Source organism: Adlercreutzia shanghongiae, from assembly GCF_035830635.1.
Taxonomy (GTDB): Bacteria; Actinomycetota; Coriobacteriia; order Coriobacteriales; family Eggerthellaceae; genus Adlercreutzia; species Adlercreutzia shanghongiae.
This window is the reverse complement of record NZ_JAYMFI010000007.1, coordinates 85,468-109,200: the sequence shown is the minus strand read 5'-3', so window position 1 is coordinate 109,200 and position 23,733 is coordinate 85,468. Positions and strand designations below refer to the sequence as shown.

Sequence of the window (23,733 nt, the reverse complement as noted above, 5' to 3'; positions counted from 1 at the left end):
CGGCTCTTCCAAGATGCGCTAGTTGCTCTCGTGGCGACGGCGCGGGGTTCGGCCAGCGCGGCCCGGACGGTTGTCCCCACCACGGTCGCGACGCTCGCCGCGATCCTCACGACGGGCCGGAGCGGAGCCGGCCGGCGCATCGGGCTTGTCGAGGCGGTCCAGCGAGATCTTGCCCGTCTTCGGGTCAACCTCGAGCACCTCCACCTTCACGATGTCGCCCAGGTTCAGCACGTCTTCCACCTTGCCGACGCGGCCGTTGGCCACGCGCGAGATGTGAAGCAGGCCGTCCTTGCCGGGAGTGAGCTTCACGAAGGCGCCAAAGTCCTTGATGCCGACGACCTCGCCCTCGAAGACCTCGCCCACCTCGGGCTCCTTCACGATGCCCAAGATCATGTCCTTGGCCGCCTGCATGGCGGTACCGGACACAGCGCCCACGTGGATGGTGCCGTCTTCCTGAATGTCGATGGAGGCACCGGTCTCCTCCTGGATGCCGCGGACGACCTTGCCGCCGGAACCGATGACGTCGCGGATCTTGTCCACGGGGATCTTGATGGTCTCGATGCGCGGCGCGGTCTCCTTCATCTCGGCGCGGGGGCCGTCGATGGTCTCGAGCATGGCAGCGAGGATATGGGCGCGACCCTCGTGGGCCTGCTTGAGAGCGCGGGCCAGGATGTCGACGGACAGGCCGCGGGCCTTGTTGTCCATCTGCAGGGCCGTAATGCCCTTGGGCGTGCCGCACACCTTGAAGTCCATGTCGCCGAGGAAGTCCTCGATGCCCTGGATGTCGGAGAGGATGACCACATCGTCGCCCTCCTTGATAAGGCCCATGGCCACGCCGGAAACCGGAGCGGAGATCGGCACGCCGGCGTCCATGAGAGCCAGGCAGCTGCCGCAGGCCGAGGCCATGGAGGACGAGCCGTTGGACTCGAGCACCTCGGAGACCACGCGGATGGCGTAGGGGAAGGTGTCGGTGTCGGGCAGCACCGGCAGGATGGCGCGCTCGGCCAGGGCGCCATGGCCCACCTCGCGACGCTTCGGGGCGCCCATGCGGCCGGTCTCGCCGGTGGAATAGGGCGGGAAGTTGTACTGGTGCATGTAGCGCTTGCCCTCTTCGGGCCAGATGGTGTCGAGGCGCTGCCACTCGTTGAGCATTCCCAAGGTGCATACGGACATGACCTGGGTCTGGCCGCGCTGGAACAGGCCCGAGCCGTGGACGCGGGGCAGGTAGCCCGGCACGATGTAGAGCGGGCGAATCTCCTCGGGGGTACGGCCGTCGGCGCGCTCGCCGGTCTCGATGATCATGGCGCGCATGGCGCGCTTCTCCAGGGCCTTGAGAGCGGCCTTGATGTCGCTGCCCCAAGCAGCGCGCTCCTCATCGCTGAAGTCGCCCTCGATGACGGCGGCCTTCAGATCTTCCACCTTCTGCATGCGGGAGGCCTTGTCGGCATCCTTGAGCGCCGCGGACATCTCGTCGAGATGAGCGTTGACGCGCTCGGCCACGGACGGGTCGGCCTCGTGGATGGTGTAGGTCATGGGCGTGGGGTTCACCTTGGCGAGGAAAGCGGCCTGCTTCTCGCAGAAGGCGGCGATGGCCTCCTGGCCGAAGGTCATGGCGGCGAGCATGTCCTCCTCGGAGATCTCGTCGGCGCCGGCCTCCACCATGGAGATATAGTCGGCGGTACCGGCGATGGTCAGCTCCAGGTCGGAGGCCTCCATCTCGTTCACCGTGGGGTTCACGATGAACTCGCCGGTCTCAACGTCACGTCCGATGCGCACGCAGGCGGCCGGGCCGTCGAAGGGGGCACCGCCGGCGAGCAGGGCAGCGGAGGCGCCGGCCACGCAGATGGTGTCGGGCGGGTTCTCGCCGTCGACCACGAAGGTGGTGGCGACGATGTGCACCTCGTTCTTGTAGCCGTCCGGGAAGCCCGGGCGGATGGGACGGTCGACCATGCGGGCCACCAGGGTGCCGCGGTCAGACGGCTTGGCCTCGCGCTTGAGGTAGCCGCCGGGGATGCGGCCCACGGCGTACATCTTCTCGATGTAGTCGACGGTCAGCGGGAAGAAGTCGTAGTCCTTCTCCTGATTGGAGACGACGGCGGTCACGAGCACGCTCGTGGCACCGCAGGTCACGAGCACCGCGCCGGTGGCCTGCTTGGCCAGCTCGCCGGTCTCGAGGCGGTACTGCTTGCCGTACAACTCGAATTCTTCGACAATTTTGGTCATGGCGATTTCTTTCTCTTCACCTCCCCCGCCTCATTGCGGGGAACTTCTTCGGGTGCGGCTACTTACATTCGCCGCCCTCGCGACCGGTCGCGCCTCATGCGCTTCCGACCGCCTTCTATAGCAAACGGGGCCCCGCAGGGCCCCGAATCTGCTCGAACTAGATGTTATCGCGGATGCCGAGCTTCTTGATGAGCTCGCGGTACTCCTCGATGTTGCGGTCCTTGATGTACTTCAGCATGCCGCGGCGCTTACCGATGAGCATCATGAGGCCACGACGGGTGTGGTTGTCCTTCTTGTGCGTCTTCAGGTGCTCGGTGAGGTTGCGGATGCGCTCGGAGAGGATGGCGACCTGAACCTCGGCGGAGCCGGAGTCCTGATCGTTCTTGCCGAATTCCTTGATGAGTTCGGCGGTGCGCTCCTTGGAGATGCTGAGCTTGCTGGCCATAGGTGATCCACCTTTCTTCCCGGGGGCTCTCCCCCGCTCGTGCCGCAGGACGCGGCTTTTCCGTTTCCATCCGCCTTGAGTAGCCATGGAAGTGGTCCGTGGGAACCAAAGGCGAATTGCGCCGCCGTTTTGGCAGCTGGCCCAGTATAGGGCACCTTTCGCGAAACGCATCCAAAGTTTTGGCGAGCGTCACGGTTTCTGCACGAACGGGGCCTAGAACAGCCCGCTGGTGAAGAGGAACTCCAACGACTTCAAGGGGCTGCCCACATGGGCGCGCACAAGCCCCTGCACCAGATGGAGCACGGCAAAGCTCGCCGAGGCGTCCGCCGGGCCCGCCGCGATGGCGTCGAAGGTGCTGGTCAGAAAGTACTGGGCCCAACGCAGCGTGGCGGCATCCTCCGCAACGGTCTCGAAGTGCGCGCGGCATTTCGCGCAGACAACGCCCCCGTCGATGGCCGAGAAGGGCGCCACGGTTCCATTCGCAAGCTCGACGGCCTCTCCGCAGCCCACGCAGACGTCAAGGCTCGGGCGCAGGCCCGAGAACGCGAGAATCTTCAAAAGCTCGGCGGCGCAGAGTGCCAGACGATGGGCGTCATCGGAATCGTCCATGGCATCCAGCGCCCGGCAGGCCGACTGGAACAAGCGAGGATTGGCCAGATCGCGCTGACTCATCCGCCCGAGCAGCTCGAGCACAGGCGACGAAGCCGCCGAGGCCTCGAGTCCCGTGCGCAGGTGGTCGTGGGCCGCTATAAGGCGCGCCTCCTTCAGGATATCGAGGCTGCGCCCTTTTGCGAGAAGGCAGTCCACGACGCAAAAGAGCTCGGTGCGGGCCGCGAAGCTGCTCTTGGGCTTGCGGGCCCCCTTGGCCACGGCTCGCTGCTGGCTGCCGTCCTCGGCAAGCAGCGTGAGGATAAGGTCGCTCTCCCCCAGCTTCGTGCGCCGCAGCACCAGGGCCTTCAGAGCGTAGGTAGGCTGGGCCACCGTCAGCGCCTTTTAGTAGCGGATGGAGGGGCTGGCGTAGGACACCTCGTTGTCGTCGTTCCAGACGATGCCGCCCTCGATGGTCGTGAGCGTTTTGGAGAACACAGTCTCCTGGCCGAGGCCGAAGGGCATGGTCACCACTTCGTATTGGCGAGCCTCTACGGTGTAGAGCACCTCGCCCTCGCCGCGGTAGGCGCAGTTCTTGATGTTCTCCACCTTGAAGCTGCCCTCGTCGGTTTTCAGATTGGCTCCGGGCAATATCTCGCGGGTAAGCTCCACCAGCTCCGTGCCGCGGGAGTGCGCGATGTAGAGCACCACGTCCGACCCGGAATTGAGCTCGGTGCCCGCCGCAGGATCGGTGGAGACGGCCGTGCCCTCCTCGATGTCCTCGGTGGTGTACCACTCGGTATCCACGTTGTAGCCCTCGGCCTCGAGCGCCGCCTTGGCGTCGCCTTCGGAGAGTCCCTCGACGGAAGGCACGGTATAGGGAACGGCCACGGTCACCGTGATGGCGTCGGCGGATTTCACCTCAGTGCCCGCCTCGGGGCTCACAGCGAGCACGGTGCCCGCCGGCTCATTGGATTTCTGCTCGGCGTAGGTGACGGCTGCAAGGCCCTCGCCCGTCAGCGCATCGGCAGCCTCGGTCTGGGAAAGTCCCACGATGGCGGGAACCGTGCGCGGCGTTGCGACCGTCAGCGTTACCGTGCTGCCCTCCTCGGCGCGCTTGCCCTGCTCCGGGTCACTGCCTAAGACCGTGCCCTGGGGCTCGTCGGACTTCTCTTCGGCCACTTCAACCGTAAAGCCCTTGGCGGCCAAGGCATCTGCAGCTTCGAGCTGGCTTAAGCCAACGACTTCGGGAACGGACTTACCGCCCCACATCTCGGCCAAATAGGTGCCTCCGGCGACCATCAGCAGCACCACGGCGCAGGCGATGCAAAGGGCGGCGATGAGCGGGGCCTTGGATCGCGCGGGCTTAAGCTCGCCCAGAGGCGCATCCTCGGTCAGCGCGTCGAAGGCGCCGGGCTCTTCGGTGAAGGCGGCCTTATCGGCATCGAAGGCATCCGGGGCGCCATCCCCGTCTTCGAAAGCCTGCTCAGGCGCATCGTCGAAGGTAAGGTCGATCTCGCCCGTGACAGGCTCCGCCTCCCGCTGGGTAAGGGCGGCCTGGTCGGCCACCACAATGGCCGAGGCGGCCTCGATGAGCTCGGCTTCGGCAGTCGGCTCTTCAACCGGAGTCGTCTCAGACGCATCGAGGATAAGGTCGGTCTCGGGCTCGGGGGCCTTAACGTGGGCGCCCTCCACCGTAAGCTGGGCCGCGCGCTCTTCCTCTCGGCGCTCCTGCTCTTCGCGCTCCAAGGCCGCCAGACGCTCCTGCTCCTCGCGTTCGAGGGCTGCAAGGCGCTCGCGCTCGGCGGCTTCCGCCGCACGGCGCTGCTCGCGGGCCTCGGCCTCGGCCGCGCGGATGCGCTCCTTCTCAGCCGCAGTCTCGGCGCGCAAACGCTCCTTCTCGGCCTTCATCAGCTCCTTGGCCTTGCGTGCCTCTTCCTTCTCCTGCATCTTGGAGAACTTCTTCGCGAGCTTCTGCTGCTGGCGATCGCGACGGCGCAGCTCTTTTTCCGTCAGCCCCATGGCGTAGTTGCGTGCCCGGGGCACGTACTCGTCGTTGATGCGGGGAATCTCGGCCGTGTCCCCCGCCTGGGCCGTGGCGGGCGGAACATAGCTCGAGTCCACCAAACGCTCGAAGCCCGATAGGTCGGGAACGTCGGGCCCGTCGGGAATGGGGTCTACCAGGTCAGCCACCGAGGCCCGAGGCGCGGAAGGCTGCGGCTTTGAAGCGATATCGGGCACCTTCACGACCGGGGGCACCTCGACTACCGGCGGCACGTTGATGGTGCGGGCGCCGCTGGAAACAAAGACCTCGCCGCAGTTCTCGCAAAACGCGGCGTCGTCACGATTATCGAATGAGCAGTTGGGGCATTTCATCGACGTTCTCCTCATTGATTCCACAGATGAAGAGAATTGTAGCCGATTTTCCCATCAAGCAGCCCGCACATCCAGCAACAACAAAGTTACTGGTTTGGCCAAACAAGTCAGCGAATCATTTCTCCCGAGGGAAGCGCTCCGTCAGCACTTCCCTCTTCCACCTCGGAGAGCCCCCGGCATCCAAAGGAATCGGCCTTATTCAAAACTGATGTTGCCGATCTTGGTGCCCTCGGGCAGGTCCTTCACAGCCTCCCACAGCTGGCCCGTCATGCCCCAGTACACTTCCATGTCCACGATGTCCATGTTGTCGCCCTCGTCCTTGCCGCCCAGGAACAGCGGCACGGTGTAGCCGACGCAGTTGCCGCCCGCGACGGGATCGTGGCCGGAGAGCCACTCCTCGTAGCCCGCCTCAAGGAACGCGTTATCGCGGTTGCCGACGCCGTCGACGTTGAGGAACTCCACGAGGCCCATGTCCGTGCAGGACGTGCTGGACGCCTCCGGCTCGAGGATGTCGACGCTCCCCTGCGCGTCGAGGACATAGCACTGGCCGAGCCAGTTGTAGCCCACCGGGCTGAACTCCCCGCGGTAGTCCGTGTAGAAGGCGCCTATCAGCTCCCTCCACTTCGGGAGCTCGTCGCGGCGGAAGACGGTGAACAGACCGTCGCCGAACGAGCGGCCGCCGAGCGTGTCCACGAGCTCGGCGTAGGGGTCGGCCGAAGCCGGGGCGTCCGCGACCTCGTACCCGAAGCTGCGCAGGAACGGGGCGAACGGCGACTCAGCCGGCAGCGGCTGCGCGCCCGCGACCTCGGGCTGCACGGCCTGCTGCTGCTCCTTCTTCTTGCGGTTCCAAAACATGGTGCCTCCTATCGCTCAAGACTCTCACTTCTCGCGGTTTCGCTTATGTCCGCAGCGGCGCATCTCCCGAAGGCCCCAATCCGCGTGCCTTCGTCCTATCGGCCGGCGAAACCCGCACTTCACTACCATGTTTGCCAATATAGCACTTCTTCTTGGTCGGCCAACGAAACCGTTACCGCCTTACGGAGATGAGAGCCAACACCGCGCCTATGCCGAACACAGCCGCGCCGTCCTCATCTCAAATTCATCTTGAAGCCGAACCCTGTCCTTGCCCCCAGATAGAGAGACTCCCGGCCCATCCACTCGAATGCGCCGAAGAACTCCCTTGGGGGGATGCGCGCGCCAGCTGCCAGACAGAAAACGGGGCTCGCCGCCAAGGCTGCGCCGCTGGTGTCGCTGACCACGACCTCGATCGTGCAGATACTGGTCGTGTAGCTGCATATCAGCTCCGCCCTTCTCCCGTCGGGAGATTCTGACGATAGGAGCGCCCACCTGTATCGACACCCGCCCTCCTCGATGTCCTCGCACGCCATTTGCAGCGCTTCGGAAAGAGCAGGGAGGACGTCGGAAAGCTCGATGGCCGCGATTCTCAGTATGCCAGTGGAGACGGCGCCGCGTTTTTGCGAGGACAGCCGCAGAAGCTCTCTCGCATCGAAAGCGACTTCAACGCGAAGGAGTCCCTCTTCCAGGACGGCTGACGGCCGGGCATCCCTTCCGCAGGCGATCTCCAGGGAGCATCCCAGCAAATCGAGCTCGGCGTGGACGGCCCTAGCCGCCATCTCGCACACGTACGACGTCGCCGCGCAGATCCGACTCGACACATCGGGGCTCGTTCCGGCGCCCTTTATCATGATTCCCGGAGACGTCTCCCCGTCCAACGAATCATCGCCATGCTTGTGCAGCCTGAATGTGAGCCCTGATTTCGCCGTTAACACGGCGATCTCGTCTCCGTCCCAGGCCAAGCTTCCCAGGCACTGGCGTCGTAGATCGAATGTGAGTGGCGACAGCCGCGCGACGAGCGTTCGGTTGAGAACCGACCCCGAACCGTCGCAGATCGCCATCCAGACGTCGTGACTCAGCGTGCCGAAGAGAACCTCCACGTAGGCCGTATCCCCTGCTCTCGAAGCGCAGGAAGCGTACCTCCATGGCCGATTCGGCTCCTGGGTGCCCACCGACTCGCATGCCGACAAGATTCCTGACAGGTCCTCCCCCGTTGCGCGCTGCGCCAGATCTACCCCTATCCGCATGAGCGTCAGCCCGGTCCGCCTCACCTCCTCGTCGTCGGCCAGCAGCAGAGGCTCTGGATCGAACGCCACGGGAACCGATAGGACGCCTGCGCTGTCGCAGCAGACGGCAAGCTCGCTATCGTCGGGAACGCACATCACGGAAAGCTTCCAGAACCCATTCGTCTTGATCTCACCCACCTCAAGGCTCACTTGCTTCGTGACGCCTGCCGTGAGAGTTCTGAATGTCTGCTGCTTGCCCGCCCAGTTTTGCTCGTAATCGCGGCTCACTGCCTGATTGCGCGTAAAGCCCTCGGCGACGAGCCGATCCACTGTGGCAGGATCTTCCCGATAGGGCCATTCGATATCTATCCAATTCAGTCGCACGGCTCTCCCCGATCGAAGCGGACGTTGCTGATTTTAGTGCCTTCTGGAAGGTCCTTTATCAGATAGTGCATTTGGGCGCACAAGCAGAGCTTTCTCGCTCCATTGGCTCTAGTAGCCCTCAGGCATGAGCGGCACCTCCGTGGTGCCGAAGTCGGAGTACCAGGCATCGGCGGAGACAACGACGGGATCGCCGCCCTGCGCGGCGGGCGCGATGCCGTTCACCTCCGTGTACAGCTCGACCAGGACCCCGTCGGCATCGAGATAGTAATGCAAATCAATGTAGTCGACGCTCTTCACTCCCTCGAAGTTCATGTCGGGCGGCAGGACGCTCCCCTCTACGACGAACACGTATTCGGTGACGCCCTCCTCGTGGTCGTAGGCGTAGGCTTGCCCGGCGAGGTCGACCAGCGCGAGGGCCTGCTCGCTGCCGGTTGAGTCTTCCGGCAGACCGCCCTCCCCCTTCGACACAAACAGGCCCCCCTGGAACACCATGTTCTCGTCGCCCTGGAAGAACGTGAGCATCGCGTCGTCCTCGTTCCCATCGGTCTCCACATACAGCACCGCGTCACGGCCGTCCCGCAGGATCTCCACATGTGCTGTCGCCCGAGATTGACCGTCTGCGACGACCTCGGTCTCCATGACGCACGTCAGGTTGTCCGGCAGCGCGCCGATGGCCGTCGTGGCCACCTTCTGGGCAGCCTCCAGGTCCGTGGACGCCAGTTCCGCTTCGGGCGCCGTCGCCTCGGGAGCATCAGCGTCGCGTCCGTCTGCGGACGCATCGGAGTGGCCTGAAGACGACACGTCGGACCGCGCGCCAGGGTCGGCCATCTCAGGATAGGCCTGAGACCATGCGCGCAGGAACTCCTGAGGATGAACATTTCCGAAATAGAGAGCAACAGGCGTTGCCACGATAAAGAGCGCTAGGCAGGCGGCGTACAGCGCAGTGCACACCTTGGCCGACATGCCCTTGACGCGCTTCGTAAGGTTAGAGTTCCACAACAGGCCGAAAACGAGGCCGCCGAACGCGCAGTTGGCGAAGCTGATGACGGCGCTCGACCGAAGTTGCGGCCGATTCGTGAAGTAGGACGGGTAGAACAGGACCGCATAGATAATCATGACAGCATACTGGAGAACGCCCGTCAGCAGCCCAACGCAGAGCGCGAACTGAACCACGGGCGACGCCTGGGCGAGGGGTGCCCCGGCACCCAGCAGGATTGCCGTCAGCCCCGCCGCCAGAAGCGCAGCCACCGCCATGCACGCAAAGCCAACGAGGTAGCTGCCGACGAGCAGGCCCGCGATCGACCACCCAACTGAGGTGCGCCAGCTCGCCAGAACCGGTGGCAGCTCCTCGCCTTCGACGGGCGCTGGCGCGGCCCACTCCCCGTCGGTCGCCCATTTCTCATAGCCGGACGCCGGTGTCCCGCATTCCGGGCACGCCGGGCGGCTGCGCGCGTAATCGCATCCACAGTTCTCGCAAATCACGATCTTCACCTTTCCTCATTATCATCAGGACTTTTGCCCCATTATGCACCCGAATGCCTGCCTGTGGCTATCAACTTTTCGCTGGAAATTGGGAAAAGGACCCAGCTACCGCCTCTCGACCTGAGAGAGCCATGCGAAGAACTCCTCATCTATGCCCTATTCAATTTGTCTTACTAAGGCAAAGTCGTCCTCGGACAGACAGCAGGGCGACTCCTCCGCCATTGCGACCAGCGTCTCAAGCGCCAGAGGCTATGACACACTCGTCCAACTCGCGGCACTTGGACTACGGCGACACTGGCGTTAGACTCAATCATCTTGAACAAAAGCTCTCATTGGCTTGTTCGATGCGAGCACACTTGGCTGGGGACAGTTACGCTCCCTCGCCGTAGCCGAAGCGGCGGATTTGGTTTGCGTCGCGGCGCCAGTTCTTGCGAACCTTCACGGAGAGGTCGAGGAATACCTTTGCACCTAAGAGCATCTCCAGGTCTCTGCGGGCCTCGGTGCCGATGCGCTTGATGGCCGCGCCGCGCTTGCCGATGATGATGCCCTTCTGGCTATCGCGCTCCACGTAGATGACGGCGTAGATGCGGTAGAGGTTGGGGGCCTCGAACTCCATCTCCTCCACGCCCACGCCGATGGCATGGGGCACCTCGTCGAAGAAGTTGCGCAGCACCTTCTCGCGGATGAACTCGGCTACCATCACTTCCAAGGGCTGGTCGGTTTCCATGTCGGCCGGGAACCACGCCGGGCCCTGGGGCAGAAGGAACTGCACCTCTTCCACGAAGGCGTCCACGTTGCACCCCGTCTCGGCGGAAAGCGCCACCATGGCGTCCCAGTCGCAGAGCTTCTCAGCGGCTTCGCGCTGGGCGCTGATTTCGGCTTCGGTAGCGAGGTCGGTTTTCGAGAGCACGCAGATCTTGGCCGAGCCCTTCGAAGCGCGCACCTGGGCGGCCACCCACTCGTCGCCCCGGCCGATGGGCTTGGAGGCGTCGATGAGCATGGCCACCACGTCCACGTCCTCCAAGGCTTTGATGGCGCTCGTGTTCAGCTCCTCGCTCAGGGCGTCCTGAGGTTTGTGCAGGCCGGGCGTGTCCACGATGATCATCTGCATGTCGTCGGTGGTGTACACGGCGCGGAAGCGATGGCGCGTGGTCTGGGCCGTGTTGGAGGTGATGGCGATCTTCTTGCCCATGATGGCGTTCAACAGCGTCGATTTCCCCGCGTTGGGACGCCCGACAAGCGTAACGAAGCCGCTCTTGAAGTCGGAGTTGGTGGGAAACGAGCCACCCATGGGGTTTTCAGCGAAGTAAGCGTCGAGGTCCATGGTGTTCCTTTCAGATGAGGGCGAGAAGGTGCGGAACGAAGATGATGAGGCCGCAGACGACCGAGCCGATAGAAGCGAGCAGCACGGCCCCGGCCGCGGCGTCCTTGGCGGCCTTGGCCAAGGGGTGCCATTCGGGCGAGGCGATGTCGACCACCGATTCGATGGCGGTGTTCAGCACCTCGGCAACCGCGACCACCATGATGCAGAGCACCAAGGCGAGCCATTCGGCCTGGCCTATGCCGAGGGAGATGCCGGCGATGACGGCCAAGGCGCCGATGGCCCACTGAATCTTGAGGTTGCGCTGGGAAGTGAATGCGTAGGCGACGCCCCGGCCGGCGCAGCGAAAGGCGCATGCAAGGGGGAAGCGACCCTCACCGCAGCGGCGGCTGTCCTGAGCGGTGCGGGTCAGCGGCTCTTTGGGGGCGCGGTCCGGCAAGGCCGGTTCCTAGCGATTCTCGGCCATGGGCGGCAGCTCGCGCTCGGCCCAAGCGGTGAGCAGCTCGCGCTCGCGGGCTTCCATGACTTCGGCCTCTTCATCGACGATGTGATCGTAGCCGCACAGATGCAGAAGGCCGTGAACGACCAGAAGCGAGATCTCCTGCTCGAAGGTGTTGCCGAACTCGGCGCTTTGGCGCTCGGCCACGTCCGGGGCGATGATGACGTCGCCCAACTCGTAGAGCGGGCAAGCCGGACCGTCGGCCGCCGTGATGTCGTCGGCGATGTTGTCGCACTCGAAGGAGAGCACGTCGGTGGGGCCCTCCATGCCGCGGAAGCGTCCGTTGAGCTCGGTCATGGCCTCGTCGTCGACGAAACTGATGGACACCTCCGTGTTGACGGGCTTGTTCTCGCTCTCCAAGACGAACAGGGCGAGGTCGTGAATGGGAAGCGGCTCGACGGCTTCCTCGCGATGGCTGCACGTGATGAGGATTTCCATGGGCTAGCTCGCCTTTCCCGCCGCGCGCTCGTAGGCGGCGACGATGGTCGCGACCAGGGAGTGACGCACGACGTCCTTTCCGGTAAGATCGCAAAACGCGATGTCGTCAATGTCTTCGAGGATGGAGCGCACCTGAACCAGGCCGCTCGTGCCCTTAGGCAAGTCAATCTGGGAAACGTCGCCGGTGACGACGATCTTCGAGCCGAATCCGAGGCGGGTGAGCGCCATCTTCATCTGCTCGGGGGTGGTGTTTTGGGCCTCGTCCAAGATGATGAACGCGTCGTTTAAGGTCCGGCCGCGCATGAAGGCCAGAGGGGCTATCTCGATGGTGCCGTTCTCGATGAGGGCATTCGCGCGCTCCTGGTCGAACATGGAGTAGAGCGCGTCGTAGAGCGGGCGGATGTAGGGATCCACCTTCTCGAAGAGCGTGCCGGGCAGAAACCCGAGGTTCTCACCGGCCTCCACGATAGGGCGCGACAAGATGATGCGGCCGACCTCTTTGCGCTTTAAGGCGGCGACGGCCATGGCCATGGCCAGATAGGTCTTGCCCGTACCGGCCGGTCCCACGGCGAAGGTGACCGTGTTGTCGCGAATGGCATCCACATAGTGCTTCTGACCGGCGGTCTTAGGACGAATAGCCCGGCCGCGATAGGTGAGCAGCACATCGTCGCGCAAGGCGGACGGGGCAAACTCGGCCTGGCGAAGCAGCTCCACGGAATGACGCACGGAATCGACGTCGGGGGCGAGACCCTCCTCGACAGTTTTGAAAAGATCGGCGATCAACGCCGTGAGCTGCTGCACCTCCACCGCATCGCCCTCAAGGGCAATGCGATCGCCGCGCACGGTGATACGGGCAGAGAAAGACTCTTCCAGGATGTGCAGAATCTCGTCGGAGGCGCCGACCACCAGGGCCATGTCGACCCCGTCGGGCGCGGTGAGCGTTGTGTGGGCAATATCAGTCATGGGCGCTATTGTACCCTATGTTGTGCAATCGCTCCAAAACCGCACCGAGTTGTCAGACGGACGACGCTTAAAGCTCTACGGAACAAAGCGCGCCGATGGTGGTGCCGGCGGGTGCGGCCACCTCGAGGTAGCTCTCGGTAGTGGCGCGTTCGGTGCTTTCCACCAAGGCAAGCTCGACGGTGCCCGCGCGGGATGCGCGGTCGGCTTGGGCGAGCTCGTCGGAGAGGGCCCGCAGCCGGGCGGCGCGAGCCGCCTTCACTTCAGCCTCAACCTGGTCTTCGCGCTCAGCCGCCGGCGTGCCTTCCCTCTTCGAATAGGGAAAAACGTGAATCTTGCTGAAGCCGCAGCGGCGGGCAAGTTCGCAGGTATCCTCGAAATTCTCGTCGGTCTCTCCTGGAAAGCCCACGATGATGTCGGTGGTGAGCGCGATAGAGGGCACTTGGGCGCGCAGGAAATCCACTAAATGGCGGTAGTCTTCGGCGTCGTAGGGCCGCGCCATCTCGCGGAGGATCTTGGAGCTTCCCGACTGCAGCGGCAGGTGAAGGTGGCGGCAGAGTCGGCCCTCGGCCTCGGCGAGCAGAAAGACGAACTCGTCGGAAACGTCATTTGGCTCGATGGAGCCGATGCGGAAGCGGCAGGGCGGTTCGTTCGGCCCGTGGATGTCCGCGGTCGCCGCGAGGAGGCGGCGGCAGAGCTCGACAAGATCCGTGCCATCGTCGTCGTAGGAGCCGAGGTTGATGCCCGTGAGCACGACCTCTCGCACCCCTTCCTCGGCTAGCGCCATGGCCTCGGCCACCACCTCGTCGGCCGGCCGGCTCACCGCGCGCCCGCGCGCCACGTGCACGATGCAGTAGGTGCAGGCGTTGTCGCAGCCGTCCTGGACTTTGATGCCGATGCGCGTGCGCCCGTCCGTTGGGAGGAGGGGCGCGGGATCCTTCGACTCCGCGCCTTCGGCGCTCCGCTCGGGAAGCTGCGGCAGAAACGCGCCCTCTTCCAGATACAGCGCCATGCCGGCCTTCGGAACCACGGTGACCCGATCGCCCATGGCCTCGTAGGTCGAGGCATCGATCTGTGTCGCGCAGCCCGTGACGACGACCTCGGCGGTTTCGGCGGCGGAGAGCGCGTGGCGGACGGCCTTGCGGGTCTTCTTCTCGGCCTCGCCGGTAACGGTGCACGTGTTCACGATGATGAGGTCCGCTGCGCTCTCGGGCACCGGGATGCCGCCGCGCTCGGCGAGCAGGCGCTCGAAGAGGTCGGCCTCCACGCGGTTCACCTTGCAGCCGAGGTTCACGACCGCGTAGCCGAACGGGGCCTTATTCATCGGCATCCTCGTAACGGGGAAACATGTGCTCGAAGGCCTCGGCGGCAGGGGGCGCCTCGATAAGCCGCGGCTCGGCATCGGCCAAGGCCGGGCTCGCGTCGGGCTTCCGCTGGCGGTTGCCCATGCCGCCCAGCTCGTAGAGCGCAAGGGCCGGGGCGACGATGCCCGCCGTCTCGGTGCGCAGAATGGAGGGACCCAGCGTGACAAGGCGGGCCCGCGGATTGCTCGCGAGAAGGACCCCGACCTCCTCCTCGGAAAGGCCGCCCTCGGGACCGACGACAACGGCGATATGGGCGTCATCTGCCGGCGTAAGCGTTTCTGCGAGCGCGCCGTGGACGGCATCGTGCAAACGCGCGCTCTCGGGCGCCTCCTCCCAGCAGATGAGCACCGCCGTGGCCTCGCCGAGCATGGCCGCCGCCTCGCGCACCGATGCCGGCCCGCTCACTTCGGGAATGCGCGGCTGGCCCGATTGCATGGCGGCGCTCTTGGCGATGGTGCGCCAGCGCTCGGTCTTGGCCGCGGCCTTCTTGCCGTCGAGCTTCACGATGGACCGCGCGCAGGATAGGGGCACGAAGGCGGCCACGCCCACTTCCGTGGCATGGCGGATGACCGTCTCCATCTTGTCGCCCTTGGCCAGGCCCTGCAGCAGAATCACCTGCGGGCCCGCGGCCGCAGCCTCCTCATGGCGCGCGATTGACACTAAAGGCAGGTTGTCGGAAAAGTCCGCGATCTCGCATTCGAAGTAGTCTCTATCGGCATCGATGACGGCGATGTGCTCCCCCACCGCCAGGCGCAGCACCTTGGCGTGCTTGGCGTCTTCCGCCGACAGCCGCAGCGGGAACACCGCCTCCGTCTCGGCGGCGAGCACCTGGTTTTCCAAAAAGAAGCGCGGCAGCGACATGGCAGCTTCCTATTCGAAGATGTCGCGGAGCTTCTGCAAGGGCGAGCGCTTCTCCTCGTTCACGTCCTCGCCCATCTCCTCGGCGAGCTCTTCCAAAAGCTCGCGCTCGCGCTTGGAGAGCTTGCGGGGCACCTCGACGGCGATGTGCGCGAACAAGTCGCCGCGAGCATCGCTCTTCAGCCGCGGCATGCCGAAGCCCTTCACCTTCACGATCTGGTCGTTTTGGCATCCCTCGGGAATAGCGACGACGACCTTCTCGTCCTCGTAGATGCCGTCGATCTCGATATCGGCGCCCAGCGCCGCCTGCACCATGGGCACCACGAGCTTGCAGTGCAGGTTGTCGCCGTCGCGCTCGAAGAACTCGTCGGGGGCAATGCGCACGGTGACGATGAGGTCGCCGGCGGGCGCGCCCTGCATGCCGGCCTCGCCGAAGTCGTGGATGCGCAGCTGCTGACCGTCGCGGATGCCCTTGGGGATGTCGATGGAGACGCGCTGGCGGTCGGGCACGCGGCCCTGGCCCTCGCATTCCGGGCAGGGGTTCTCGATCATGGTGCCCACGCCGTGGCATTTCGGGCACGTGGTGGCCGACTGCATGTCGCCGAGGAAGGTGTGCTGCACGGTGACCACCCGCCCGCTGCCGTGGCATTCGTCGCAGGTGACCTCTTTGCCGTCCTTGCCAAGGCCGGTGCCGTCGCAATCGGGGCACGGAGCCAAACGGTCGTAGACGATCTCCTTCTTCTCCCCGGTAGCGGCCTCCTTCAGGCTGATGCGGATGCCCACGCCCATGTCGCGGCCGTCCTTGCGCACCTGGCGGCCTCCCGCGGCCGCGCCGCCGAAGAAGGTGGAGAAGATGTCGCCCATGCCGCCGAAGCCGCCGCCTCCGAAAAGGTCCTCGAAATCGATGCCGACGCCGCCATAGGGGTTTCCGCCGCCCGCAGCGCCCGGAATGGTGCCGAAGCGGTCGTAGGCGGCCTTCTTCTGCGGGTCGGACAATACGTCGTAGGCCTCGTTCAGCTCCTTGAACTGGTCTTCGGCATCGGGCGCCTTGTTCACGTCGGGGTGCAGCTCGCGCGCGCGGTGGCGGAACGCCTTTTTGATCTCGGCTTCGGAGGCGTCGCGGGAGACGCCGAGGATTTCGTAGAGGTCCTTGTTTGCGGCCATGATGGGATAGAGTGCCTTTCTGAATGCTTCGAAGGGTTATGCGGGCGAGCTTACTCGTCGTGGAGCACGCACTGGGCGGCGCGCACGGCGCGGATGGCGCCCGCGTAGTTCATGCGGGTGGGGCCGATGACGGCCACGACGCCCTCGCTGTCGCCGCGCCCGTAGGGGCAGGCGACGATGGAGACGCCGGCCAGCTCGGAGGTAGGGTTCTCGTGTCCGATGCGCACCATGACGGGGCCATCGCCCTCAACGGTGTCGTCGAAGGCGTGCAGCAGCACCCGGTCGTCCTCGAGCACTTCCATAACGGGCAGAAGCGCTTTGGAATCGCTGAACTCCGGCTGGCGGAGCAGAGAGGAGATGCCAAGGGAGTGGGCGCGATTGCCGTCGCTCTCGCCGAGACACTCCACCACCTCGTCGATGATGAGCTGCACGAGCGGGTCGCGCAAGGCCTCGATGGTGCCGGCGTCCAGGTTGCGTCGCACGTCGCGGGCGGACTGGCCCACGAGCACGCGGTTGAGCAGGTTCTGGGCCGCCGCCAGCTCGTCGCAGGTGACTTCGTCGGTAAACGAGATGGTGCGGTTCACCACCTGGCCGTCCTCGGCTACGACGATGACGATGGCCTGATAGTTCGAAAGCGACACCAAGGTGAGTTGGCGGATGCGCCCGGAGAACACCGAGGGGGCCATGACGATGGAGAGGCAGTCGGTGAGCCGGGCGAGCGCGGCGCTCGTGCGCTCCATGAGGGCATCGAGCTCCGAGGCGCTGGCGCGAAGCTCCTCCACCATGGAGGGATGAGGGCGCTCCTCTTCGGCCAGGCCCGAGGACAGGAGCTCGTCGACGAAGGTGCGATAGCCCGCATCGGTGGGCACGCGCCCAGCGGAAGTGTGGGGCTGCTGGATGAAGCCGGCATCTTCGAGGACGGACAGGTCGTTGCGCACCGTGGCCGGGCTCACGCCCAGACGATGGCGCTCTGCGAGCGTCCGCGAGCCTACGGGCAGCGCGTACTGAATGTAGTCCTCGATGAGCGCGCGCAACACCCGCTGGCGTCTCTCCGACAGCATCGACTCTCCTTCCTTCAACGGCGTTGACGCTATTTTAGCAACCTCGTCAAGAGAGTGCTAACGTTCTACGCAAGCGACACAACCCCGCAGGTGGAAGGCGCTCCTTACGGGGCCAGGTCCAAGAGGCGGCCGTAGAGTTCGTTGCCGCAGAGCCAGCCGGTGTCGGTGGGGCGCCAGCGGCCGCCTTCGTGCACGGCGAGACCGAGGGAGGCAAGCTCGTCGAAGGCGGCGGGCACGGTGCCTTCCGCCGAGAGAGGCGCGCGGTCGTCGCCGCTTCGCTGGCCATCGATAATCGCAGCCGCTTTCGCCACCTGCTCGTCGGAGGCGCCCCGGGCCATGCGCATGGCGAGCATGAGGTCCTCGGCGGCCATCTGGCGGGCGTTCAAGTCGTCGACCACGCGCCCGTCTTGCACGCGCATGCGGCGCATCTCGTTCTGAGTCATGGTGACAGCAGAACGGCCGAGCCCCAGATAGGGCGCACCCGTCCAGTAAGCGGTGTTGTGACGGCTCTCGAACCCCGGTTTCGCGTAGCTCGCCACCTCGTAGCGGTGAAAGCCGGCGTCATCCAGGATGCGCGCCGCCGTCTCCATGGCCTCAGCTTCGACATCGTCGTCGGGTTCGGCCATCTCCCCGCGCATAATGGCGGCATCGAAGGGCGTATGCGGCTCGATGGTGAGCGGATACACGCTCAGGTGGGCCACGCCAAGGGACACCGCTTCGCGCACGCTTTCCGCAAACGACTCGGCGCTCTGCCCGGGGATTCCGGCCATAAGGTCAACCGATACGTTTTCGAATCGCTCCTGAGCCGCACGAACCGCCGCGCGGGCCCCCTCGGCATCATGGGCGCGGCCGAGAATGGACAGCACCTCGTCATCGAAGGACTGCACGCCGATAGAGAGCCGATTGACCCCGAGCGCCCAGATGTCGCGCACCATGTTGCCGTCCAGGCTCTCGGGGTTGGCCTCCATGGTGCACTCCACCTCAGGCTCCAAATGCATAGACATTGAAAGTGCGTACAGCAGCATGGAAAGCCGCCGCATCCCGATATAGCTCGGCGTCCCTCCCCCGAGATACACCGTCTCAAGCGCCCCGAGCTTTCCCTCCTTGGACGCCCGGCGAATGTCCATCACGAGCGATTCCACGTACTCGTCGATGACCGGCGAATCCCGCTCCACCGCCGAAGTAGCGAAATCGCAGTACCCGCACCGCCTCACGCAAAACGGAATATGCAGATAAAGCGCCTTATAAGGGTCGTAGCCCAAGAAAATACCTCATTTCCGAACGAGTAGTCTCGCGACAGAGGGTGTTCCAACCGAGCGAGTTCCGCAGCGACTGGAAATGTCCAGTGGACATTTCCACAAAGCGAGGACTGTCTGAGCGAATTGGAATGCCCTCTGGCGCGAGACGGACAGAGCCGAATCAAAATACCTCGCGCGAGACGAACTAATCACGAATGCTCCCGAGCAATCTCAATCAGGTCATCAAACACCTGGCCAAAATCTTCCAGCGTCGTGCAGTAGTTGATGCGCCCCCGTGCCGCGGCGGCGCCGGGAAGTCCCGCCATGTACCACATGGCATGCTTGCGCATCCGCACGATGTTGCGCCCCTCGCGCTGGGTGAGCAGCCGCGCATGGCGGCGGGCCATGGCGATGCGCTCTTCGATGGACGGCGGCACAGGCTCATCGTCACCCGCGAGCACCGCCTGCACCTGCGAGAACAGCCACGGGTTGCCCTCGGCGCCCCGGGCGATCATCACCGCGTTACAGCCCGTCTGCGCGGCCATGGCCACGGCATCGGCGCCGCGGCGGATGTCGCCGTTGCCGACGACGGGCACCGACACCGCATCGCGCACGCGCCCGATGACGCCCCAGTCGGCGGCACCGCGGTACAGCTGCTCGGCGTAGCGCCCGTGCACCGTAACCGCGTCGGCTCCGGCATCTTCCATGGCGCGCGCGAACGCGACCGCCGTCTCGTCGCCCTCGGCCCAGCCGCGACGGAACTTCGCCGTCACCGGATGGGAGACGGCGCCCTTCACCGCCCGCACGATGGCGGCGGCGAGCTCAGGGGTCTTCATGAGCGCCGACCCGTCGCCTTTCGACACGATTTTGCGGGCCGGGCATCCCATGTTGATGTCGAGGTAGGCCAAGCTCTCCCCCATCATGTCCTCGATCCAGGCAGCTTGGGAGGCCATGACGTCCGGCTCGTGGCCGAACAGCTGCACGGCCACCTGGCGCTCCCCCTCGGCCAGGGCGAGCAGATGCCGCGTCTTATCGTTGGCGAACGAGAGCCCTTTGGCCGATACCATCTCGGTGAAGGCCATGTCGGCCCCGGCCTCGCGGCACAGCGTGCGAAACGCGATGTCGCTCACCCCGGCCATGGGCGCGAGAAGCACCCGGTATTTCCCGAACAAGCCCTCCATTGCTTACAGAATCCCGAACAAGAGCATTCCGATGAGCACGATGAACCCGATGAAGAACAGAAGGCACCCGATACCGGCCGCCGCCTTGGAGGTGCCGGACATGCCCATCTGCTCCCGCTCCTCGGCGATCTTCTTCTCGTCGAAGGGGTCATTGATCCAGTCGTATTCCTCTTTGGGTTCCTTGGCCATAGGTGCTTCTTTCGGCTGCTGCGTTTGACGGTGTAGAATGGGAATAGTTTAATAGATGCGCGCGCCAGGCGCGCCGATAACACAAGAAGAGGAGAGATTCGTGAAGGTACTGCTCATCAACGGGAGCCCGCGCATGAAGGGCAACACCAACCGCGCGCTGGAGGAGGCCGCTTCCGCCCTTGAGGCCGAGGGTGTCCAGACCGAGGTCTTCTGGATTGGCAACAAGGAAATCCGCGGCTGCATCGCCTGCGGCATCTGCAAACGCACCGACGACCATAAGTGCGTGTTCGCCGAGGACTGCTGCAACGAGCTCATCGGTAAAATTGCCGAGGCCGACGGCGTCATTATCGGCGGGCCGGTCTACTATGCCGGCGTGGCCGGATCGGTGCGCTCGCTGCTCGACCGCGTGTTCTACGCCGGAGGGTCGCTCTTTGCCCACAAGCCCGCTGCGGGCGTGGGCATCGCCCGGCGCGCCGGGGCCATCGAGGCCGCCGACCAGATCAACAAGTACTTCCAAATCTCCAACATGCCCGTGGTTTCCAGCGCTTACTGGGGCATCGCCTACGGTCAGACGCCGGGGCAGGCGCAGGGCGACGCCGAGGGCCTGCATACCATGCGCACCCTCGCCCGCAACATGGCCTGGATGATCAAGTGTCTCGACGCGGGCCGCGCCGCCGGCATTAACCCGCCGGCCGCCGAGCCCAAGCCCTTCACCAACTTCGTTCGCGAGGACTTGCTGGAAGGGTAAGCTCAGAGGAGCAGGAATCGTCTCCTGCGGGGGGCGCGGGCGCAGTGACGTTACAAACAAAGCGGGCCGTCATCGCGACGGCCCACTTTGCGTTTTCGCTCTGCGCTGCGGCTCTACTCGTCCACTTTCAGGATGGCCATGAAGGCCTCCTGGGGCACTTCCACGTTCCCGATGGCCTTCATGCGCTTCTTGCCGGCCTTCTGCTTTTCCAGCAGCTTGCGCTTGCGCGTGATGTCGCCGCCATAGCACTTGGCGAGCACGTCCTTGCGCTTGGCCTTCACCGTCTGGCGCGCGAGCACCCGCCCGCCGATGGCCGCCTGGATGGGAACCTCGAACATCTGGCGCGGGATGATCTCCTTCAGCTTATCGCAGAGCACGCGCCCGCGGTCGTAGGCCTTGTCCTTGTGCACGATGAACGACAGCGCGTCGATGGGCTTGCCGGAGAGCAGGATGTCCAGTTTCACGAGCTGCGAGGGCTTGTAGCCGTCCATCTCGTAGTCGAGGCTCGCGTAGCCCTTCGTGTTCGACTTCAGCTTGTCGAAGAAGTCCAAGATGAGCTCGGAGAGCGGAATCTCCCAGAGCATCTCGACCGTGGTCTGCGACAGATAGTTCATGGTGACGAAGTTGCCGCGGCGCCCCACGGCCAGATCCATCACGGCGCCCACGTAATCGGGCGGGATGAGAATCTTCGCCTTCAGGTAGGGCTCTTCCACATGATCGATGGAGCCGGGGTCGGGCATCTCCTGGGGCGAGTGCAAGGACACCATCTCGCCGCCCTTCAGGTACACGTGGTACTCCACCGAAGGCGCCGTGGCCAGAAGGTCGAGCCCGAACTCGCGCTCGAGGCGCTCCTTGATGACCTCCATGTGCAGAAGGCCCAGAAAGCCCACGCGGAAGCCGAATCCCAAAGCGTGGGAGGTCTCGGGCTCCCACACGAGCGCCGGATCGTTCAGTGAGAGCTTCTCCAGCGCCTCCTTCAAAGGCTCGTACTGGTCGCCGTCGATGGGGAACAGGCCCGTGAACACCATGGGCTTGGCCTCGCGGTAACCCGGCAAGGGCTCGTTCACGCCGCCGTCGGCCAAGGTGATGGTGTCGCCCACCTTCACCTGGCTCACGTCCTTGAGGCCCGTGACCAGGTATCCCACTTCGCCCACGTAGAGCGCCTCCTCGGCCACCTCCTGCGGGTGGCGTGCGCCCACCTCCTCCACGAGGGTCTCGGTGCCCGTGGCCATCATGCGGATCTTGTCGCCCTTCTTGATGCGGCCGTCCACCACGCGGATGAGGGCCACCACGCCACGGTAGGCGTCGAAGTAGCTGTCGAAGATGAGCGCGCGCAGGGGTGCCTCGCCGTCGCCTGTGGGTGCGGGGATGTTGTAGACCACCGCTTCCAGCAAATCGTGGACGCCTTCGCCGGTCTTGCCGGAGGCGAGCACCGCGTCATCGGCGGGAATGGCCAGACCGTCCTCGATCTCGGCCTTCACGCGCTCGGGCTCGGCGGCCGGCAGGTCGATCTTGTTGATGAGCGGGATGATCTCCAAATCGGCGTTCATGGCCAGCATCGCGTTGGCCACCGTCTGGGCCTCCACGCCCTGGGTGGCGTCCACCACGAGCACCGCGCCGTCGCAGGCGGCGAGGCTGCGGCTCACCTCGTAGGTGAAGTCCACGTGCCCGGGGGTGTCGATGAGGTTCAGCTGATAGGTCTCGCCGTCGTCGGCGGTGTAGGCCACGCGTACTGCCTGGCTTTTAATGGTGATGCCGCGCTCGCGCTCGATGTCCATGGAGTCGAGCAGCTGGGCCTGCATGTCGCGCTTGGCCACCGTGCCCGTCAGCTCCAGGATGCGGTCGGAAAGCGTCGACTTGCCGTGGTCGATGTGAGCGATGATAGAAAAGTTGCGAATATGGGAAAGCTCGTGGGTCACGCGGGTCCTCTTCCAATGTGCGCCTCTTGCGAAGAATTTGCCGCTCGGGCAAAAATTCTCCGGTACCTTCAACGAATCTTTGGTATTCTACCGCATTGTGTATCCAGCGATACGGACGCGGGACATTTCTCCCGCCAAATCTGCAGACGTGGCTGCAATGAGAAGATTGCTATTGCTGGCGGCTTCGAAGTCTTGCCGACTCGAGGCCAGGGACGCGGAGAAATCCCGCCGCCTCCCGTTTCGCACGATTGCCCGTGGCCGGGGTGTGCCGCCGCGCGTTCGTGTCGTTGGATACCGCAGATAAGGTAACGACCGAACAAGAAAGGCACTGTTTCATGGCTAACATCAAGTCCCAGAAGAAGCGCATCATCACCAACGAGAAGGCCCGCATGCGCAACCGCGCTGTCAAGGCCGAGCTGAAGACCGCCACCCGTCACGTCAAAGACGCTGTGGCCGCCGGCGACGGCAAGGCCGCTTACGCCTTCGCCGTGGCTGCCTGCCGCCTCATGGACAAGGCCGCTTCTAAGGGCGTCATCCACAAGAACCAGGCCGCCAACCGCAAGAGCGGCATCATGCACCTGGCCAACACCGTGGTGACCGAGGCCGACATCGCCGCCTACGAGAAGGCCGCTCCGAAGGCCCAGAAGACCGGCTCCAAGAAGGCCGAAGCCAAGGCCGCTCGCAAGGCCGCCATGGCCGCCGCCTCCGAAGAGAAGGCCAAGCGTCGCGAGAAGCAGCTGAAGGAAGAGAAGAAGGCCGCCGAGCGCAAGGCCAAGGAGGCCGAGGAGGCTGCCAAGGCTGAGGCCGAGGCCGCTGCTGCCGAGGCTGCCGCCGAGGCCGAGGGCGAAGAGGCCGCTGAGGAAGCTGCCGAGTAAGCTTCTCGACATATGCTAGACAAGACGGGCCGCCGCAATGGTGGCTCGTCTTTTTTGGCCAAATAATCGCGATATGGACACGCCCTGCAATGAGAGAGACCTAGCGCAAGCCTCTGAACAGGCCTTATTGAATTTTCGTTTCGCATATGAGCCTTAAATTCGCTGATAAAGCGTCCATATCCCCGTTATTTGGCAAGAAAATGCTTCACTTAGCCAAATAACGGGGATATGGACACGCAAAAGCTGGCTTTCGAAGAAGAAGTGCGCTGAAACTGAACCTTGGAGCAAAAAAAATGCGGCCGCGGGCAGAGACTGAACCTATGAGCCACTACTGTGGGT

21 protein-coding genes are annotated in these 23,733 nt (G+C 64.5%); 2 read left to right on the top strand and 19 right to left on the bottom strand.

What is annotated here, in order from left to right; translation table 11 throughout:
* Positions 1-18 precede the first annotated feature (18 nt).
* From VJ923_RS04420 to VJ923_RS04335, 18 genes are all read right to left on the bottom strand, one after another.
* The gene (locus tag VJ923_RS04420; protein WP_326438959.1) at positions 19-2,223 is read right to left on the bottom strand and encodes a polyribonucleotide nucleotidyltransferase; all 2,205 of its coding nucleotides are present in this window, start codon (positions 2,221-2,223) and stop codon (positions 19-21) included.
* A 157-nt stretch (positions 2,224-2,380) separates the two neighbouring features.
* Positions 2,381-2,668 (bottom strand): 30S ribosomal protein S15, encoded by a 288-nt coding sequence (rpsO, locus tag VJ923_RS04415; protein ID WP_326438957.1) that lies wholly within the window; start codon positions 2,666-2,668, stop codon positions 2,381-2,383.
* 213 nt (positions 2,669-2,881) lie between these two features.
* Complete coding sequence (gene recO, locus VJ923_RS04410) at positions 2,882-3,649, bottom strand: DNA repair protein RecO (RefSeq protein WP_326438956.1); 768 nt, start codon at positions 3,647-3,649, stop codon at positions 2,882-2,884.
* 12 nt (positions 3,650-3,661) lie between these two features.
* Positions 3,662-5,632 carry a PASTA domain-containing protein gene (locus tag VJ923_RS04405; RefSeq protein ID WP_326438954.1) on the bottom strand — a complete coding sequence of 657 codons (1,971 nt, stop codon included), beginning with the start codon at positions 5,630-5,632 and terminating at the stop codon, positions 3,662-3,664.
* A 195-nt stretch (positions 5,633-5,827) separates the two neighbouring features.
* Positions 5,828-6,487 (bottom strand): T6SS immunity protein Tdi1 domain-containing protein, encoded by a 660-nt coding sequence (locus VJ923_RS04400; protein WP_326438952.1) that lies wholly within the window; start codon positions 6,485-6,487, stop codon positions 5,828-5,830.
* Positions 6,488-6,720: 233 nt separating this feature from the next.
* On the bottom strand, positions 6,721-8,043 hold the full coding sequence (locus tag VJ923_RS04395) for a hypothetical protein (protein WP_326438950.1): 1,323 nt from the start codon (positions 8,041-8,043) through the stop codon (positions 6,721-6,723).
* A 162-nt stretch (positions 8,044-8,205) separates the two neighbouring features.
* Positions 8,206-9,579: a hypothetical protein gene (locus VJ923_RS04390; protein WP_326438948.1), complete on the bottom strand. Its 1,374-nt coding sequence runs from the start codon at positions 9,577-9,579 to the stop codon at positions 8,206-8,208.
* 370 nt (positions 9,580-9,949) lie between these two features.
* Positions 9,950-10,903 carry a GTPase Era gene (gene era, locus VJ923_RS04385; protein ID WP_407651367.1) on the bottom strand — a complete coding sequence of 318 codons (954 nt, stop codon included), beginning with the start codon at positions 10,901-10,903 and terminating at the stop codon, positions 9,950-9,952.
* 10 nt (positions 10,904-10,913) lie between these two features.
* Complete coding sequence (locus VJ923_RS04380) at positions 10,914-11,339, bottom strand: diacylglycerol kinase family protein (protein WP_326438946.1); 426 nt, start codon at positions 11,337-11,339, stop codon at positions 10,914-10,916.
* Positions 11,340-11,348: 9 nt separating this feature from the next.
* Positions 11,349-11,837, bottom strand: coding sequence for an rRNA maturation RNase YbeY (gene ybeY / locus VJ923_RS04375; RefSeq protein WP_326438944.1), 489 nt, complete (start codon positions 11,835-11,837; stop codon positions 11,349-11,351).
* 3 nt (positions 11,838-11,840) lie between these two features.
* Positions 11,841-12,800, bottom strand: a complete 960-nt coding sequence (locus tag VJ923_RS04370; protein ID WP_326438942.1) for a PhoH family protein — start codon at positions 12,798-12,800, stop codon at positions 11,841-11,843.
* A gap of 67 nt (positions 12,801-12,867) precedes the next feature.
* Entirely contained in the window at positions 12,868-14,121 is a 1,254-nt protein-coding gene (gene mtaB, locus VJ923_RS04365) for a tRNA (N(6)-L-threonylcarbamoyladenosine(37)-C(2))-methylthiotransferase MtaB (protein WP_326438940.1), read from the bottom strand.
* Positions 14,114-15,022 (bottom strand): RsmE family RNA methyltransferase, encoded by a 909-nt coding sequence (locus VJ923_RS04360; protein WP_326438938.1) that lies wholly within the window; start codon positions 15,020-15,022, stop codon positions 14,114-14,116. The genes mtaB and VJ923_RS04360 overlap by 8 nt, the downstream gene beginning before the upstream one ends.
* Before the next feature lie 9 nt (positions 15,023-15,031).
* Positions 15,032-16,183, bottom strand: a complete 1,152-nt coding sequence (dnaJ, locus tag VJ923_RS04355; protein WP_326438936.1) for a molecular chaperone DnaJ — start codon at positions 16,181-16,183, stop codon at positions 15,032-15,034.
* Positions 16,184-16,233: 50 nt separating this feature from the next.
* Positions 16,234-17,244 carry a heat-inducible transcriptional repressor HrcA gene (gene hrcA / locus VJ923_RS04350; RefSeq protein ID WP_326438934.1) on the bottom strand — a complete coding sequence of 337 codons (1,011 nt, stop codon included), beginning with the start codon at positions 17,242-17,244 and terminating at the stop codon, positions 16,234-16,236.
* 104 nt (positions 17,245-17,348) lie between these two features.
* Complete coding sequence (hemW, locus tag VJ923_RS04345; protein WP_326438932.1) at positions 17,349-18,506, bottom strand: radical SAM family heme chaperone HemW; 1,158 nt, start codon at positions 18,504-18,506, stop codon at positions 17,349-17,351.
* A gap of 185 nt (positions 18,507-18,691) precedes the next feature.
* Positions 18,692-19,654, bottom strand: coding sequence for a tRNA dihydrouridine synthase DusB (dusB, locus tag VJ923_RS04340; protein ID WP_326438929.1), 963 nt, complete (start codon positions 19,652-19,654; stop codon positions 18,692-18,694).
* Between the two features lie 12 nt (positions 19,655-19,666).
* A complete protein-coding gene (locus VJ923_RS04335; RefSeq protein ID WP_326438927.1) occupies positions 19,667-19,852 on the bottom strand; it encodes a hypothetical protein in 186 nt (61 codons plus the stop codon).
* A gap of 100 nt (positions 19,853-19,952) precedes the next feature.
* Here VJ923_RS04335 and VJ923_RS04330 point away from each other — a divergent pair, with 100 nt between their 5' ends.
* A complete protein-coding gene (locus VJ923_RS04330; protein ID WP_326438925.1) occupies positions 19,953-20,600 on the top strand; it encodes a flavodoxin family protein in 648 nt (215 codons plus the stop codon).
* Between the two features lie 113 nt (positions 20,601-20,713).
* On the opposite strand, the gene lepA is transcribed toward VJ923_RS04330, so the two are convergent.
* Entirely contained in the window at positions 20,714-22,519 is a 1,806-nt protein-coding gene (lepA, locus tag VJ923_RS04325) for a translation elongation factor 4 (protein ID WP_326438923.1), read from the bottom strand.
* A 335-nt stretch (positions 22,520-22,854) separates the two neighbouring features.
* Here lepA and rpsT point away from each other — a divergent pair, with 335 nt between their 5' ends.
* Positions 22,855-23,394 carry a 30S ribosomal protein S20 gene (gene rpsT, locus VJ923_RS04320; RefSeq protein WP_326438921.1) on the top strand — a complete coding sequence of 180 codons (540 nt, stop codon included), beginning with the start codon at positions 22,855-22,857 and terminating at the stop codon, positions 23,392-23,394.
* The last annotated feature ends 339 nt before the right edge of the window (positions 23,395-23,733 follow it).

Bases quoted from the DNA above. Each gene is read 5' to 3' on its own strand.
- VJ923_RS04420 (WP_326438959.1), bottom strand. From the start codon at position 2,223: ATGACCAAAATTGTCGAAGAATTCGAGTTGTACGGCAAGCAGTACCGC.
- rpsO (WP_326438957.1), bottom strand. From the start codon at position 2,668: ATGGCCAGCAAGCTCAGCATCTCCAAGGAGCGCACCGCCGAACTCATC.
- VJ923_RS04405 (WP_326438954.1), bottom strand. From the start codon at position 5,632: ATGAAATGCCCCAACTGCTCATTCGATAATCGTGACGACGCCGCGTTT.
- VJ923_RS04400 (WP_326438952.1), bottom strand. From the start codon at position 6,487: ATGTTTTGGAACCGCAAGAAGAAGGAGCAGCAGCAGGCCGTGCAGCCC.
- era (WP_407651367.1), bottom strand. From the start codon at position 10,903: ATGGACCTCGACGCTTACTTCGCTGAAAACCCCATGGGTGGCTCGTTT.
- ybeY (WP_326438944.1), bottom strand. From the start codon at position 11,837: ATGGAAATCCTCATCACGTGCAGCCATCGCGAGGAAGCCGTCGAGCCG.
- VJ923_RS04370 (WP_326438942.1), bottom strand. From the start codon at position 12,800: ATGACTGATATTGCCCACACAACGCTCACCGCGCCCGACGGGGTCGAC.
- mtaB (WP_326438940.1), bottom strand. From the start codon at position 14,121: ATGAATAAGGCCCCGTTCGGCTACGCGGTCGTGAACCTCGGCTGCAAG.
- VJ923_RS04360 (WP_326438938.1), bottom strand. From the start codon at position 15,022: ATGTCGCTGCCGCGCTTCTTTTTGGAAAACCAGGTGCTCGCCGCCGAG.
- dnaJ (WP_326438936.1), bottom strand. From the start codon at position 16,183: ATGGCCGCAAACAAGGACCTCTACGAAATCCTCGGCGTCTCCCGCGAC.
- hrcA (WP_326438934.1), bottom strand. From the start codon at position 17,244: ATGCTGTCGGAGAGACGCCAGCGGGTGTTGCGCGCGCTCATCGAGGAC.
- VJ923_RS04335 (WP_326438927.1), bottom strand. From the start codon at position 19,852: ATGGCCAAGGAACCCAAAGAGGAATACGACTGGATCAATGACCCCTTC.
- rpsT (WP_326438921.1), top strand. From the start codon at position 22,855: ATGGCTAACATCAAGTCCCAGAAGAAGCGCATCATCACCAACGAGAAG.